At 68.9% G+C, this 15,672-nt stretch carries 12 protein-coding genes; 8 read left to right on the top strand and 4 right to left on the bottom strand.

The features are described 5' to 3' along the window. A partial coding sequence (locus tag VNJ48_RS17610) for a calcium-binding protein (protein WP_325604471.1) occupies positions 1 to 784 on the top strand: 784 nt, incomplete at its 5' end. Here VNJ48_RS17610 and VNJ48_RS17605 read toward each other — a convergent pair. Together VNJ48_RS17605 and VNJ48_RS17600 are read right to left on the bottom strand one after the other, a co-directional pair. Further along, on the bottom strand, positions 785 to 2,107 hold the full coding sequence (locus tag VNJ48_RS17605; protein WP_325604469.1) for a hypothetical protein: 1,323 nt from the start codon (positions 2,105 to 2,107) through the stop codon (positions 785 to 787). A gap of 1 nt (position 2,108) precedes the next feature. Further along, on the bottom strand, positions 2,109 to 2,573 hold the full coding sequence (locus tag VNJ48_RS17600; protein WP_325604467.1) for a hypothetical protein: 465 nt from the start codon (positions 2,571 to 2,573) through the stop codon (positions 2,109 to 2,111). 111 nt (positions 2,574 to 2,684) lie between these two features. Between VNJ48_RS17600 and VNJ48_RS17595 the strand changes: the two genes are divergently transcribed. Genes VNJ48_RS17595 through pruA form a run of 3 tightly spaced genes read left to right on the top strand, consistent with a single transcriptional unit; the run spans position 2,685 to position 6,127 of the window. Then, a complete protein-coding gene (locus tag VNJ48_RS17595) occupies positions 2,685 to 4,154 on the top strand; it encodes a wax ester/triacylglycerol synthase family O-acyltransferase (protein WP_325604466.1) in 1,470 nt (489 codons plus the stop codon). Next, positions 4,151 to 4,483: a DUF6912 family protein gene (locus tag VNJ48_RS17590; RefSeq protein WP_325604464.1), complete on the top strand. Its 333-nt coding sequence runs from the start codon at positions 4,151 to 4,153 to the stop codon at positions 4,481 to 4,483. The genes VNJ48_RS17595 and VNJ48_RS17590 overlap by 4 nt, the downstream gene beginning before the upstream one ends. A gap of 9 nt (positions 4,484 to 4,492) precedes the next feature. Beyond that, positions 4,493 to 6,127 (top strand): L-glutamate gamma-semialdehyde dehydrogenase, encoded by a 1,635-nt coding sequence (gene pruA, locus VNJ48_RS17585; protein WP_325604462.1) that lies wholly within the window; start codon positions 4,493 to 4,495, stop codon positions 6,125 to 6,127. Positions 6,128 to 6,379: 252 nt separating this feature from the next. On the opposite strand, the gene VNJ48_RS17580 is transcribed toward pruA, so the two are convergent. Next, complete coding sequence (locus VNJ48_RS17580) at positions 6,380 to 6,853, bottom strand: DUF2505 domain-containing protein (RefSeq protein WP_325604460.1); 474 nt, start codon at positions 6,851 to 6,853, stop codon at positions 6,380 to 6,382. A 154-nt stretch (positions 6,854 to 7,007) separates the two neighbouring features. Between VNJ48_RS17580 and VNJ48_RS17575 the strand changes: the two genes are divergently transcribed. Both VNJ48_RS17575 and VNJ48_RS17570 read left to right on the top strand, forming a co-directional pair. After that, complete coding sequence (locus VNJ48_RS17575) at positions 7,008 to 11,888, top strand: NAD-glutamate dehydrogenase (protein WP_325604458.1); 4,881 nt, start codon at positions 7,008 to 7,010, stop codon at positions 11,886 to 11,888. Positions 11,889 to 11,897: 9 nt separating this feature from the next. Beyond that, entirely contained in the window at positions 11,898 to 12,800 is a 903-nt protein-coding gene (locus VNJ48_RS17570) for an SDR family NAD(P)-dependent oxidoreductase (RefSeq protein WP_325604456.1), read from the top strand. Here VNJ48_RS17570 and VNJ48_RS17565 read toward each other — a convergent pair. Next, positions 12,797 to 13,726 carry a Ku protein gene (locus VNJ48_RS17565; RefSeq protein ID WP_325604454.1) on the bottom strand — a complete coding sequence of 310 codons (930 nt, stop codon included), beginning with the start codon at positions 13,724 to 13,726 and terminating at the stop codon, positions 12,797 to 12,799. The genes VNJ48_RS17570 and VNJ48_RS17565 overlap by 4 nt on opposite strands. A 73-nt stretch (positions 13,727 to 13,799) precedes the next feature. Here VNJ48_RS17565 and VNJ48_RS17560 point away from each other — a divergent pair, with 73 nt between their 5' ends. Both VNJ48_RS17560 and ligD read left to right on the top strand, forming a co-directional pair. After that, positions 13,800 to 14,732 (top strand): DNA ligase, encoded by a 933-nt coding sequence (locus VNJ48_RS17560; RefSeq protein ID WP_325604452.1) that lies wholly within the window; start codon positions 13,800 to 13,802, stop codon positions 14,730 to 14,732. Beyond that, positions 14,729 to 15,667 carry a non-homologous end-joining DNA ligase gene (gene ligD / locus VNJ48_RS17555; RefSeq protein ID WP_325604450.1) on the top strand — a complete coding sequence of 313 codons (939 nt, stop codon included), beginning with the start codon at positions 14,729 to 14,731 and terminating at the stop codon, positions 15,665 to 15,667. Before VNJ48_RS17560 ends, ligD begins: the two co-directional genes overlap by 4 nt. Positions 15,668 to 15,672: the final 5 nt, after the last annotated feature.

The raw sequence follows: 15,672 nt of genomic DNA, 5'->3' as shown, positions 1-15,672 counted from the left end.
GGTCGATGCCGGCACGGGTGACGACACGGTGGTCGGTGGCGACGGCAACGACGACCTCGACGGCAACGGCGACAACGACAGCATCGACGGTGGCCTCGGTGACGACGCCATCGCCGGCGCCTCGGGCGACGACGCGATCCTCGGCGGCGAGGGCGCCGACCGCGTCAACGGTGGGGATGGCAGCGACGTGATCGACGGCGGTCCCGGCGATGACGGTTCGCCGGCGGTCGAGGGTGGCATCGAGGGCGGTCCCGAGCTCAACGGTGGCCCCGGCGACGACCGCATCACCGGCGGTGAGGGCAGGGACAAGCTCATCGGGGGCGACGGCAACGACCACCTCGACGGTGGACCCGGTGACGACTGGTCGCTCAGCGGCGGCACCGGCGACGACACCATCGTCGACGGCGACGGCAACGACGCCTACATCAAGGGCGACGAGGGCGACGACACCATCTTCGTCGGGCCCGGCGCGGACAAGGTCTACTCGGAGCAGGGCAACGACACGATCTACCTGTACGCCGATGGAGCTCGCGACGAGGTCTACTGCGACGACCACGACGACATCGGCACACCCAACGAGGGCTTGAACGACCGGGTGATCTTCGTCGGCCCGATCGACCCGCTCGACAAGCTGCTCGGCGATCGCACGTGCGACGTCATCGAGTCCATCAACTACCTGCCCAAGGGTTGGCCCTACGGGCCGGTGGACCTGGGTGTCCAGAGCCCACGCACGTCTCTGGACAGGTCCTACTCGGCGACCGGCGCGAACCCGCGCCTGTTCTGATCAGGCCGCAAACAGCAGGTAGAGCCCGCCGACGGTGAAGCCGACCATGGCGAAGAGCAAGGGCAGCTGACCCGTCAGCTGGTGCTTGGCGGGCAGCAGCTGGACGGCGCGCTCGTGCGCAGCAATCACCCCGAGCACGTGCCCGAGGACGACGGCGAGCACCTTGAGCCTGGCCAGGAACTCGGGGTGGTAGGTCAACCACAGGTTCACGCCCAGGTCGGCGGTGCCGAGGTAGTTGTCGCCGCGGCTGAGCGGGTCGCTGAGCTGGGCAAGGGTGATCTGGCCGTATTCGACCAGGTATCTCAGGTAGTGGGCAACGATGTAACCGATGATGATCGGCACGACCGAGTGCGCGAAGAGGTCGGGCAGAGCGCTGCGGCGTACGCCCTCTCCCACGCCCGTGGCCATGGTGCCGACGGCGAGGATGACCCCGACAGCGACACAGAAGGCGAGCAGGGCGAGGTTGTTCAGGACGAAGCTGTCGACGCTCGACGCCTGGACGAACTGGACCCACCGCTCCGACTCCCTGAAGGAGTCGAACGCGGTGCTGCCGAAGAGCACCGCGACCACACCGACCAGCCCCGGCTTGGCGGCGACGGAGTCGAGATCGGCGAGGGGTGAGCGGACCACCAGTCGCCCGTCACGCCTGCCCCAGACGGAGAGCTTGGCCGCCAAGGACGAGTAGACCTCGAAGGGATCCGCGTGAGCGAAGAACTTGTCGCCGAAGAGAGCACCGCCCAGGAGCATGATCGCGAGGTAGGCCGCACACCACAGCCGGACCGCCCCGACCTCGGTGGAGCTCGGATAGACCAGCTCGAGCCAGACGAAGGCGAACAGGCCGAGTGCGGCCGGCCAATAGCCCAGGCGGGTGGGGTAGGCGTAGAGGCCCTCCCCGGGGCTGCTGGCGGACACCTTGGCCAGCAGCAGGTTGATCGTGCGACTGGGACTGATGGCCTTCCACACCGGCCCGACGAGCACTGACAACAGCATCACCCCGACCCACACCAGGACGTAGAAGACGCCGAGGAACGGGTTGACCAGGGTGTCCGGGCCCGCGACCGCTGCCCAGCCGACGTAGAGCAGCACCGCGATGCCGAAGGCGCGCCACCAGACCCGCCAGGCGGTCGAGGCGGTCAGTCGATCGAGCCACGCGGGTGCCGGGTGACCGCTCGTCGCGGCGTCGTAGCGGGGCTTGCGCCACGCGATCGCCAGCACGGTGAACGAGACGACCAGGGCAGCGACGGCTCCGGCGATCGCCAGCTCGAGGGACAGCGGGAGGTCCTTGGCGCCGCCGAGGCCGTGCGCGAGGAGCCGGTCGTCCACGTCAGCGGACTTCGAGCTGGACGAGCACGATCTCGAGATCGTGGAGCTCCACCTCGACCACGCCGGGTCGGTCGAACGTCAGCGGCACCTCGGTGGTGCCCACGTTGACGGGGACGACCTGCTCCGGCGTGGCGTGCACGTGGAGCTCGTCCGCCGCGTCGGAGGTGATCCGCAGGGTGACCTCCTCGCCGACCTCGGCCTCGACGCGCTCGCCACTGGGGTCGACCGTCCCGCCACTGATGGTGATGTCGATGACCTGACCCTCGGGAGTCGCGGCCTCGGTGGGCGACTCGGCCGTCTCGGTGGGGGAGCTCGATTCCGACGGTGTCTCCGGTGACGAGCTCGTCGACTCGGCTGCGTCGACCGGCTCCGCGTCGTTGCCGCAGCCGGTGGCGCCGAGGGCGATGGCAGCCGTGAGGGCGAGCGTCGCGACTCCTCGCGAGCGCGAAGACACTGTGGGGGTCATTGGGTGGTTCTCCTCCGTGAGATGTTCTCTGTCACAATCCCACGCGGAGGGACAATGTCCGTGTCGGGGTTGGGAACCTGTGGCGCGCGACACCATGACGAAGGGGCACACATGAGCGAGCGGCTCCGGCCGCGGGACCTGGCGTTCCTCGCCACCGAGTCCCCCCGAACTCCGATGCACAACGCCACCCTGGAGATCTTCGATCCAGGTGAGTCCGGGTTCGACTACGCCCGGTTGGTCGACCTGATCGCCGACCGCATCGCGTTCGTCCCGCGCTACCGGCAGCGGCTGCAGTCGATCCCCGGCCGACTGGCAACGCCGGTCTGGGTGGACGACCCGAACTTCGAGCTCAGCTATCACGTGCGCCGGTCGGCGCTCCCGCGGCCGGGTGACCACGACCAGCTCCGCGAGCTCGTCGCCCGGATCGCGTCCAGGCCGCTCGACCGGTCGCGACCGTTGTGGGAGACCTACTTCGTCGAGGGGCTGGCGCAGGGCCGCATCGCGATCCTGACCAAGAGTCACCAGATCCTCGTGGACGGCCGCGAGACCGTCGACATCGGTCAGGTGCTGCTCGACACGGAGCCGGACCGGCCCCGGCTCGGGCCCGACGAGTGGCACCCCCAAGGGCGTCCCGACTCGCTCTCGTTGGCCCTGGGTGCAATCACGGACTCCCTCGAGAACCCCGTCACGATCCTCAACACCGCGCGGGCCAACAGCGCCTCACTGATCCGTACGGCGAACGCCACCCGACAGCGGTTCGGTGACGTGGCGGGAGCGTTGGCCGGTCGCCGGCCCGTCGCGTCCTCGCCGATCAACCGTCGCCTGTCCCAGCAACGGCGCTTCTTGTCGATCGACACCAAGCTCGACGACTACAAGCGCATCCGCCGCGTCCACGGCGGCACCATCAACGACGTCATCCTGGCCACGATCACCGGTGGCCTGCGCGGCTGGCTGATGACGCGCACCGAGTCGATGGCCGGGTTGAAGACCCTCAAGGCGATCGTGCCGATGTCGGTAATCGATGACGAGCTCGAACCCACGTCACTGGGCACGCAGATCGCGGCGCACCTGGTCCACCTGCCGATCTCGGAGGCCTCACCCGTCGTCCGGCTGCACCAGGTCAGCTACAGCTTCCGGGTGCACAAGGAGACCGGCCGTGGCGTGGGGGCCGAGCGCCTCGCCGGGATCGCCGGGTTCGCCCCGACCACGTTCCATGCACTCGGGTCGCGCGTGGCCGCGGATGAGCTGCGCCGCGGCTTCCACCTTTCCATCACCAACGTGCCCGGTCCTCAGTTCCCCCTCTACGCCGGCGGGGCCAGGATGGTCGAGACCTACCCCGTGCATCCGCTGTTCCCCGACCACGCGCTCTCGATCGGCGTCACGTCCTACGACGGGCACGTCTTCTACGGCGTCACCGCTGATCGCGACGCACTGCCCGACGTCGACACGCTCGGCCAGTGCATCCTCGAGTCCCTCGACGAGCTCAAGGAGTCGGCCAGCGAGTCGCGCCAGCGTGCTCCGAGGGGCCGCAAGAAGGGCGAGCCGGCGTCGCCGGCTCGCGGCAGGGGGAAGAAGAAGTGAGGGTCTACCTGCCCCTCACCTTCGAAGGTCTCGCCGACGTCGACGCGGCGGGGTCGGTGCCCCCGGACGTCGAGAAGTTCGTCGCTGACGACGAGTCGGAGGAGGCGGAGTACGCCGCGCTGATGACCGCCGCTGCCGCCGCTGCGCAGCTCGCCGGCGGCACGCAGCGGCGCGTGGTGCTGGTCGCTGACGTGCTCGATCTGGCCGGCGGCGTACCCCGGAAGATGTGGGCGTCCGTGCACGTCGACCTCGACGTCGACCCGGACCCGGACGACGACCTCGCGTGGTACGCCACCCAGGAAATAACGGACCTGCTGGCGGGTCGCTAAGGTCGGTCCATGGACGCGATCACCACCCCTCCGGCCCCTGTCAACGAGACCAACCTGACCTACGCCCCGGGCACGCCCGAACGGGCTGAGCTGAAGGCGGAGCTGGCGCGGCTCGAGGGCCAGCAGCACGACCTGTCGGCCCACATCGACGGGGAGAAGCGCGACGGTGGCGGCCCGGAGATGAAGGTCGTGCAGCCGCACGACCACCAGCACGTGCTGGGCACCTTCAAGAACTCCACGACCGACGACGCGGAGGCCGCCCTGAAGGCCGCCAAGGCTGCCGCGCTGCCGTGGCAGCGGATGCCGTTCGGCGACAAGTGCTCGATCATCCTCAAGGCGGCCGACCTGCTGGCGGGTCCGTGGCGCCAGCGCATCAACGCGGCCACGATGTTGGGGCAGTCGAAGACGGCCTACCAGGCCGAGATCGACGCGGCGTGCGAGCTGATCGACTTCTGGCGCTTCAACGTCCACTACGCCAAGCAGATCCACACCGACCAGCCGATCGCCAACAGCCCCGGCATCTGGAACCGCACCGACCACCGCCCGCTCGAGGGTTTCGTCTACGCGATCACGCCGTTCAACTTCACCGCCATCGCCGGAAACCTGCCGACCGCGCCGGCGCTGATGGGCAACACCGTCATCTGGAAGCCCTCGCCCACCCAGCAGCTCGCCGCGTCGCTGACGATGGAGCTGCTCGAGGAGGCCGGTATGCCGCCCGGCGTCATCAACATGCTGCCCGGTGACGGCCTCGACGTCTCGAAGGTCGCGCTGGCGAGCCCCGACCTCGCGGGCATCCACTTCACCGGGTCGACCCCGACGTTCCAGCACCTGTGGCGCACCGTCGGTGAGAACATCTCCAACTACCGCGCCTACCCGCGGATCGTGGGGGAGACCGGCGGCAAGGACTTCATCGTCGCCCACCCCAGCGCCGACCCCGACGTGGTGCGGGTCGCGATGATGCGCGGCGCTTTCGAGTTCCAGGGCCAGAAGTGCAGCGCGGCCTCACGCACATACGTCGCGCGGTCGGTGTGGAACAAGCTCAAGGACCAGCTGATCGCCGACACCGAGGGCCTCGCGCAGGGCGACGTCACGGACTTCTCCAACTTCATGGGCGCCGTGATCGACGACCGCTCGTTCGCCAAGCAGGTCAAGGCCATCGAGCGGGTCAAGTCCAACGACCACCTGACGCTTCTGGCTGGAGGCCAGACCGACGACTCGGTCGGCTACTTCGTGCGCCCGACGATCGTGGAGTCGACCGACCCGACCGACGAGATCTTCTCCGAGGAGTACTTCGGTCCGATCCTGGCGGTCTACGTCTACGAGGACGAGGCGTTCGAGTCGGTCGTGGCACAGATGGAGTCGTTTGCGCCGTACGCCCTGACCGGCGCGATTATCTCGCAGGACCGGGCTGCGATCGCGTGGGCACGTCGTGAGCTCCGCTTCGCGGCAGGCAACTTCTACATCAACGACAAGCCGACCGGTGCCGTGGTCGGGCAGCAGCCCTTCGGCGGTGGCCGGGCGTCGGGCACCAACGACAAGGCCGGTGCCGCCATCAACCTGCTGCGCTGGACCTCGCCGCGCTCGATCAAGGAGACCTTCGTGCCGCCGAAGGACTTCCGCTACCCGCACATGGATGCCGAGTGACCGTTCTCCATATGGGTGGGATGCACCCGTATGAGCAGGCTCTCACCCTGGGCTTGGCGTTCGGACCGTTCGTGCTGCTCGGCGTCGTGGTCTGGCTGCGGCGGCGGGGCTGACCCAGCCCGGCCGTCGCCACGCGTAGGAGTCCCCGCTTAACCGGGGACTCCTGCACTTCCTGGCCTTTGCAACGGTAAGGAAGTGCAGGACTTCGTCATGGAGTCCGACTGCGGGGGAGCCGTCGCGGTTGTCGCTCAGTCAGGCGCGCGCCAGCCAGGCGACGCCGGTCGTGTGCTCCTTGTCGAGCGCGTTGGTCAGCATCTCGGCGATGAGCTTCTCGATCTTGCCGCCGACGAGGGGGATCGCGACCCTGATCGTCATGTCGACCTTCTCGACGGTGCTGCCGTCGGAGCCCGACTCGAGGGCCGCTGTCCCGGACATGTCGCCCGGCTTGCCGGGGATGGTCACCGTGATGTCCGCACGGTCGGTGGCCCAGGTCTCCTCCTGCACGATCACGATCTCGTCGCCGACGAACTTCCTCGCGAACGACGGCAGGGAGTCGGACGACCAGACCTGCTCGATGGTGATCCGGGAGCCGTCGACCGTGACCGATCCCCGGATCACGCGGAGGGCCTCAAGGACGTTCTCGCGGAACGCGGCATCGTTGAGCATCGCCCTGACCTCCTCGACGCTCGCGTCGTAGGTGAGCTCCTTGTGCAGCTGGGTTGCCATGGGCGATCTCCTTGCAGCAGGTCCGGTTGATCAGGTCCAGACATCATGGCCGAGCGTCGCCGAGCGTGGACATGGCGACCCCCGGGCCGTTCACTACTCCCGGGTACCTCCCCCGTGTTGTCCGCGTCACTCCGGGGCCCATAGTGTCGGCTTCGTGGTGAAGCTCGCGAACGACAAGGCCGACCTGCTCGAGCGTGCTGCCGAGGTGGCACGCTCCGCCGGAGACTCCGACGGACCGCCGCCGAAGCGGGTCCGGGAGCTGCTCGAGGCCTACCTGCGACACACCCCTCCCGAGGACCTCCACGGGCGCAGCCCCGAGGACGTGTACGGCGCACTCGCCTCCCACTACGCGAGCGCCGCCTCCCGTCCCCAGGGCACCTCGACGGTTCGGGTGGTGACCCCCATCCCGAGCGACGACGGCTGGTCGGCCCTGGGCCGCTCGGTGGTAGAGGTCGTCACCGATGACATGCCCTTCCTGGTCGACTCCGTGACGATGGAGCTGACCCGCCTCGAGCACAACGTGCACGTCGTCATCCACCCGCGCTTCCAGCTCGCCCGCGACATCACCGGCCAGCTGCAGGAGGTCAACACCCTCGATGACGGTGTCGTCGGGGAGTCCACCCGCGGGGCGATCCACGAGTCGTGGATGCACGTGGAGATCGACCGCGTCGTCGACGAGGACGAGCTGGTCCAGATCGTCGACGGCCTGCAGAGCGTGCTCCGTGACGTCCGCGAGTCCGTCGAGGACTGGAAGAAGATGTCCGAGCGGGCGCTGTCGGTCGTCGGGGAGATCGAGCACAACCCGCCGCCCATCAGCGACAGCGAGGTCAAGCAGAGCTGCGACTTCATCCGGTGGCTGGCCGACGACCACTTCACGTTCCTCGGCTACCGCGAATACCGTCTCGAGGCCGTCGGCGGAGACACGGAGGAATGGGCACTGCGCGCCGTACCCGGCTCCGGCCTCGGCATCCTGCGCGCCGACCAGGACATGTCGACGTCGTTCGCCAAGCTCCCGCCCCTGGTCCAGGACAAGGCTCGGGAGAAGACGCTCCTGGTGCTCGCCAAGGCCAACTCCCGCGCCACCGTCCACCGTCCTGCCTACCTCGACTACGTGGGCGTCAAGACGTTCGACGAGAACGGCGAGGTCGTCGGCGAGCGCCGGTTCCTGGGTCTCTACTCCAGCGCCGCCTACACCGAGTCGGTCAACCGGATCCCGCTGTTGCGTGAGAAGACGAACGACATCATGCGCCGGGTGGGCTTCGACCCCCGCAGCCATGCCGGCAAGGCCCTGATGGACACGCTGGAGAACTACCCGCGCGACGAGCTCTTCCACACCTCGGCCGAGGAGCTGGCCCCCACCGTCGAGGCGGTGATGTTCGCGCGCGAGCGTCGCCAGCCCCGGCTCTTCGCCCGCCGCGACACCTACGGCCGCTACGTCTCGGTGCTGGTCTACCTTCCCCGCGACCGCTACAACACCACGGTCCGAGAGCGGTTCGCGCAGATCCTCAAGGAGCAGCTGAACGGCAAGCACGTCGAGTTCACCGCGCGGGTCAACGAGGCGATGACGGCGCGGGTGCACTTTGTGGTCCATCCCGTGAAGGGCGAGACGATCCCGGAGTTCGACGTCGTCGACCTCGAGCGCCGCATGGTGGAGGCGGCCCGCTCGTGGCGCGACGACTTCGTTGCAGCCGTCACGGCGGAGTACGGCGAGGAGCGCGGCTCGCGCCTCGCCCGCACGTGGTCTGCCGCTTTCCCCGAGGCGTACAAGGAGGACTTCAAGCCCCACACGGGCGCGGCCGACCTCGGTCGGTTGATGGCGATCGAGGGGGACGAGGGCATGGACCTCGACCTCTTCGAGCAGCGTCACGCCGGTCGGGGAGAGGGCCGGCTGAAGGTGTTCCGGGTCGGGTCACCCCTGTCCCTGAGTGGCGTGCTGCCGATGTTGTCGTCGATGGGCGTGGAGGTCGTCGACGAGCGGCCGTACGAGCTCACCGGCATGGACCGCGAGTCCTACATCTACGAGTTCGGCCTGCGCTACGGCCGACCCCTGCCCGAGGCGGCTCGCACCCTCTTCGTCGACGCCCTGCGCGCCGTGTGGGACGGCTACAACGAGATCGACGGCTTCAACGCCCTGGTGCTCGGAGCGGGCCTGACGTGGCGGCAGGCGACGGTCCTGCGCGCCTACGCGAAGTACATGAAGCAGGGGAACTCGCCGTTCGCCCTCGACTACATCGAGGGCGCGCTGCGCAGCAACGTCGACATCACCAGGCTGCTGGTGGACCTCTTCGAGGCGCGCTTCGACCCCGGCAAGGGAGACCTCCCGGCCGACGCCGAGGCGCGCACCGCCCGGATCGAGGTGGTGGAGGACAAGCTCGTCAAGGCCCTCGACGACGTGGTCAGCCTCGACCACGACCGCATCCTGCGGTCCTACCGCACCCACATCCGCAGCACCCTGCGCACCAACTACTTCCAGACGATCGACGGGTCGCTGCACCCCTACATGTCCTTCAAGCTCGAGCCGTCGGCCATCCCCGACCTGCCCGAGCCGCGCCCGAAGTTCGAGATCTTCGTCTACTCGCCACGCGTCGAGGGCGTGCACCTGAGGTTCGGCTCGGTCGCCCGCGGTGGTCTGCGCTGGTCGGATCGCCGAGACGACTTCCGGACCGAGGTCCTCGGTCTGGTCAAGGCGCAGATGGTCAAGAACACCGTGATCGTGCCGGTGGGCGCCAAGGGTGGGTTCTTCTGCAAGCAGCTCCCCGACCCGTCCAACCGCGATGAGTGGCTGGCCGAGGGCATCGCCTGCTACACGACGTTCATCTCAGGGCTCCTCGACATCACCGACAACCTCGACGGTGACAAGACCGTTCCGCCGTCGCGCGTGGTCCGCCACGACGGCGACGACACCTACCTCGTGGTGGCGGCCGACAAGGGCACCGCGACCTTCTCCGACATCGCCAACGGCATCGCCAAGGACTACGGCTTCTGGCTCGGCGACGCGTTCGCCTCGGGCGGCTCCGTGGGCTACGACCACAAGGCGATGGGCATCACCGCCCGGGGGGCCTGGGTCTCGGTGCAGCGCCACTTCCGCGAGCGCGGGATCGACTGCCAGGTCGAGGACTTCACCGCCGTCGGCGTGGGCGACATGTCCGGCGACGTCTTCGGCAACGGCATGCTCTGCTCGGAGCACACCCGTCTGGTGGCGGCCTTCGACCACCGCGACATCTTCATCGACCCCGAGCCCGACGCCGCGACCTCCTTCGCCGAGCGCCGCCGGCTCTTCGAGCTGCCCGGCTCCTCCTGGCAGGACTACGACAAGAGCCTGATCTCCAGGGGCGGTGGCGTCTGGTCGCGCTCGCTCAAGTCCATCCCCGTCAGCCCCGAAGTACGCCGCGCGCTCGGCCTGGACGATGACGTCACCCAGCTCACGCCTGCCGAGCTGATGCGCGCCATCCTCCTGGCGCCGGTGGACCTGCTCTGGAACGGCGGCATCGGCACCTACGTCAAGTCGTCCGAGGAAGCGCATGCGGACGCCGGCGACAAGGCCAACGACGCCATCCGGGTCAACGGCGAGGACCTGCGTGCCCAGTGTGTGGGCGAGGGAGGCAACCTCGGCCTGACCCAGCTCGGCCGGGTCGAATACGCCCGCAGCGGCTGCGGCGGCACGGGTGGACGCATCAACACCGACTTCATCGACAACTCCGCCGGTGTGGACACCTCGGACCACGAGGTCAACATCAAGGTGCTGCTCGACAAGGTGGTGACCCGCGGCGAGATGACCGAGGAGCAGCGCAACACGCTCCTGGCCGAGATGACCGACGAGGTCGCCGACCTGGTGCTGCGCGACAACTACGAGCAGAACCTCGCGCTCGCCAACGCCGCGGCCCACGCGCCGGCCCTCCTGCACGTGCACGAGGACTGGATGAAGGACCTCCAGCGCCGAGGGGTGCTCAACCGCGAGCTCGAGGCACTGCCGACGTCGAGGCAAGTACGCCGACGCCTCGACCGCGGCGAGGGCCTGTCGATGCCTGAGCTGTGCGTGCTGCTGTCGTGGACCAAGATCGTGCTGGCCGATGAGCTGCTGTCGTCCGACCTGCCCGACGATCCCTACCTGCGAGAAGACCTGCTCAGCTACTTCCCCTCGCGGATGCGCGCCGACCACGTGCCGTCGATGGAGGACCACCCGCTGCGGCGCGAGATCATCGTCACCCAGGTGGTCAACGACCTGGTCAACGGCGCCGGCATGACCTTCATCCCGCGGCTGGCAGGGGAGACGGGCGCCACCGTCGCTGACCTGACCCGGGCCAACTTCGTGGCGCGCGAGATCTTCGGGTCCTTGGCGTTGCGCGACGAGATCGCCTCGCACGACAACGCGGTGCCTGCCGAGCGGCAGACGAGGATGCGGATCGAGATGCGCACGCTGGTGGAGCGGGCCTCGCGCTGGCTCGTCAACAATCGGCGGCCCCCGCTCGACTCCGTTGCGACGGTGGCGTTCTTCCAGGAACGTGTCCAGTCCGTGCTGGCGGTCCTCCCGACCCTGATCAGCGGCCAGGAGCTCGAGGACTTCGTGGCGCGCCGCGACCGGCTCACCAATGCGGGCGTCCCCGAGGACCTCGCGTCCCGGGTGGCGGTGCTCTCCCCGGCTTACACCTTGCTGGGCATCGTCGAGACCGCCGACAGCCTCGATCTCGACCCGGTCGAGGTCGCCCGCGTGCATTTCGCCCTGGGCGAGCGCCTGGGGCTGCCCGCACTGGTGGAGCGGATCTTCGCGCTGCCGCGGGACGACCGCTGGTCGACCATGGCCCGTGCCGCGGTGCGCGACGACCTCTATGCCGTGCACCAGCAGCTGACGGCCGCGGTGTTGTCGACGACGCCGCAGGACGAGTCGGCCCCGGCTCGGGTGGCCACGTGGGAGGACGCCGACGCCCAGCTCGTCTCCCGGGCCTCGGCCACGCTCGTGGAGATCTGCCGCGACGACGCCGCCGACCTGGCGCGGCTCTCGGTGGGACTGCGCGTGGTGCGCAGCCTGCTCTCCTAGACTTGGCCGGTGAACCCGCTCTTCCAGACCCCCGCAGCCGCGCTGTCCCGACTCCGTCGGACACTGCGTCCCGGCACACCGAGCCCGCTGCTGGGAGCCACGGTCCTGATCACCGGCGCCTCGTCGGGGATCGGCGAGGCCACCGCGCGTGCCGCAGCGCAGCGCGGCGCGCACGTGCTGCTGGTCGCGCGCCGAGGCGATGAGCTGGCGCGTGTCTCGAGCGAGATCGTCGCCCGCGGGGGTCGCGCCTCGACGTACCCGCTCGACCTGACCGACGGCGAGGCGGTCGACGCCCTCGTCGAGAGGCTGCTCTCGGAGCACAGCGCCGTGGACTACCTCGTCAACAACGCCGGCCGGTCCATCCGACGGTCCCTCGACCTGAGCTATGACCGCTTCCATGACTTCGAGCGGATGATGGCGGTCAACTTCTTCGGACCGGTCCGGCTGACGATGGGACTGCTGCCCGCCATGCGCGAGCAGAAGTTCGGCCACGTCGTCAACATCGTCACCTGGGGCAACCAGATCAAGGCGCCGAAGTTCGCCGCCTACATCGCCGCCAAGAGCGCGCTCGACGTCTTCGGCCGGATCATGGGGCGGGAGGCCTTCTTCGACAACGTCACCTGCACCAACGTGCGGGTCGCGCTGGTGGCCACCGACATGATCGGGCCCACGGACGCCTACGCCGGCCGTCGGGCGGAGAGCCCCGAGCACTGTGCCGAGCGGATCGTCCGCGCCCTGGAGGACCGGCCGATCACCGTCAACGGGTTCATCGGCTCCTTCAGCGAGGTGTTCAACCTGGTGAGTCCGCGGCTCGCCGACTTCGTCTTCGCCGAGATGTCGCGTCGGGTGCCCGACTCCGCCGCGGCCAAGGGCGAGGTTGTTGCCCGCGAGCGGGCAGGGGCCGGGGGCTAGCTCGCCTTCTTGGCGGCTGCCTTCTTCGCCGGCGTCTTCTTGGCCGTCTTCTTCGCCGGCGTCTTCTTGGCCGCGGACTTCTTGGCGGGCTTCTCGCCCTCGTCCTCGGTCTCGTCGGCGTCAGCGGTCGAGGCCGCCTCGCCGCGGGCCGACTTGGCGGCCGCCACGGACTTCTGCAGGGCCGCCAGCAGGTCGACGACCTCTCCGGAGGACTTGGTGGAGGTCGCGGTCTTCTTCACCTCGCCGCCCTCGATCTTGGTCTTGACCAGCGCCTCGACGGCTCCGGCGTAGTCGTCCTCGAACTCGGAGGCGTCGAAGTCGCCGGCGAGCGTCTCGACGAGCATGTGCGCCATCTTGACCTCGGAGTCCTTGACGTCGCCGGCCTCGATCTTGAAGTCGGGCTTGCGGACCTCGTCGGGCCACATCATGGTCTGGAGCACGATCACGTCGCCACTGTCCGTCTCCCGGACCCGCAGGACGGCCACCGACGTCCGCTGCCGCAGCGCGACCGTCACCACGGCCATCCGGTCCGCGTCCTTGAGTGCCTGGCGGAGCAGGGCGTAGGGCTTGGCGCCGGACTTCTCCGGCTCCAGGTAGTAGGACTTCTCGAACATCATCGGGTCGATCTGCTCGCTCGGCACGAACTTCTCCACCGCGATCTCCCGCGACGAGGTCGAGGGCAGGGCGCTGAGGTCGTCATCGCTGAGGATGACCATCTCGCCGTCCTCGGTCTCGTAGCCCTTGGCGATGTCGGAGTAGGGCACCTCCTCGCCGTCGATGGAGCAGACACGTTGGTACTTGATCCGGCCGCCGTCCTTGGCATGCACCTGGCGGAAGGACACGTCGTGGGACTCGGTGGCGGCGTACAGCTTGACCGGCACGCTCACCAGGCCGAAGGACACAGCGCCTTTCCAGATCGCTCGCATGACCAAACCGTAGACCCAAATCCCCACCTGTTGGAGTCTGGGGGCGCGGGTCGCCTCCTGACAGACTGCGACCATGCGTCCGATGCTGGCCTCCAAGGGCACCCATGTCCCCACGGGGCCGGAGTGGTCGCACGAGGTGAAGTGGGACGGCGTGCGGATCCTGGGCGACGTCGTCCCGGGCAACGACGGCCGGGCCAGGCTCTTCACCCGCAACGGCAACGACGCCTCCGTCGCGTGGCCGGACGTCCACCCGAGCCCGCTCGGTGACCGCGACGTCCTGGTCGACGGCGAGATCATCGGCCTCAACGAGGCGGGCCTGCCTGACTTCGGCGTCCTGCAGGAACGCATGCACGTGCGCTCGGCCTCCAGTGCCGCGCGCCTCACCCGACGGATCCCGGCGACCTACATGGTCTTCGACCTGATGCGTCTCGACGGCGAGGACCTCACCGGCCGGCCGCTGAGCGAGCGGCGGGAGGTGCTGGCGGAGCTCGAGCTCGATGGTGCGTGGCAGGTGCCTGCGGCGTACGACGACGGCCTCATGCTCTTCGACGCGACCCTGCAGCAGGGACTCGAGGGGATCGTCAGCAAGCGGCTCGCGTCCCGCTACACCTTCGAGGCCCGGAGCCCGCACTGGGTCAAGCTGGCGCATCGACACCGCTACTCCTTCGTGGTCGCCGGCTGGCGCCCGCAGGAGGGGACGAGTGACCGGCTGGCGTCGGTGCTGGTGGGGGAGCCCACCCCGGACGGACTGATCTATCGCGGCCGCGTGGGCAGCGGGATCGGCGGCGCTGCAAGTCGCCTGCTGTCCGGGCTCGTCAAGCCACTGGAGGTGGCGGAGTCGCCCTTCGCCGACCTGGTGCCGGCTGTTGACGCGAAGGGCACGCACTGGGTCGAGCCACGGGTGGTGGTCGACGTCGACAGCCTCAGCCGCAGCCCGGTCACCCGGCTGCGTCAGCCGTCGTTCCGGGGCGTGCGCACCGACATCGGACCGGAGGACCTGCTGTGAGCCCTGCTGCCAACCCTGCAGGCAACGAGGTGCACGTCGACGTCGAGGGCCGGACCCTGCGGATCACCAGTCTCGACAAGGTGCTCTATCCACGCACCGGCACCACCAAGGGCGAGGTGCTCAACTACTACGCCAGCGTGTCGGGGGTGTTGCTGCCGCACCTGCGCGACCGCGCCGTCACTCGGATCCGTTGGCCCCATGGCGTGGAGGGCAACAGCTTCTTCGAGAAGAACGCCCCGTCCGGGACGCCGTCCTGGGTGCGGACCGCCACGGTCCCGACGACCGGGAGTCGCTCGTGGCGGGGCGGGGGAGAACCCGCCGGCGACACGATCCGCTTCCCCATCTGTGACGACCTCGCCACCTTGACCTGGTTGGTCAACCTGGCGGCGCTCGAGCTGCACGTCCACCAGTGGCAGGTCACCAAGGCGGGCAAGCCCCGCCACCCCGACCGCCTGGTCATCGACCTCGACCCGGGCGAGCCCGCCGGACTGCACGAGTGCTGCCAAGTGGCGCTCAAGGTCCGCGACTCCCTCACGGAGCACGGGCTCACCTGCAGCCCGGTGACCAGTGGGAGCAAGGGCCTGCACCTGTATGCCGCACTGCCCCGCAAGCGCGACAGCGACGGCACCACCGCGCTGGCCAAGGAGATCGCCGAGGACCTCCAGAAGGCCGACCCTGGGGCCATCACCGCCGCCATGACGAAGGCGAAGCGGTCGGGGAAGGTGTTCCTGGACTGGTCGCAGAACTCGGGTTCGAAGACCACGATCTCGCCCTACTCGCTGCGCGGCCGCGAACGCCCGACGGTGGCAACTCCGATCACCTGGGACGAGGTCGAGCAGGGGGCGGAGGATCCCCTGGGGCTCGAGCAGTTCCGCTTCGAAGAGGTCATCGAGCGCATCCAGGACCACGGCGACCTGTTCGACTCCCGAGTGTGAGCGCA

Source organism: Nocardioides sp. (assembly GCF_035576065.1).
Classification (GTDB): Bacteria; Actinomycetota; Actinomycetes; order Propionibacteriales; family Nocardioidaceae; genus Nocardioides.
This window is presented reverse-complemented; position numbering and strand designations above follow the sequence as displayed.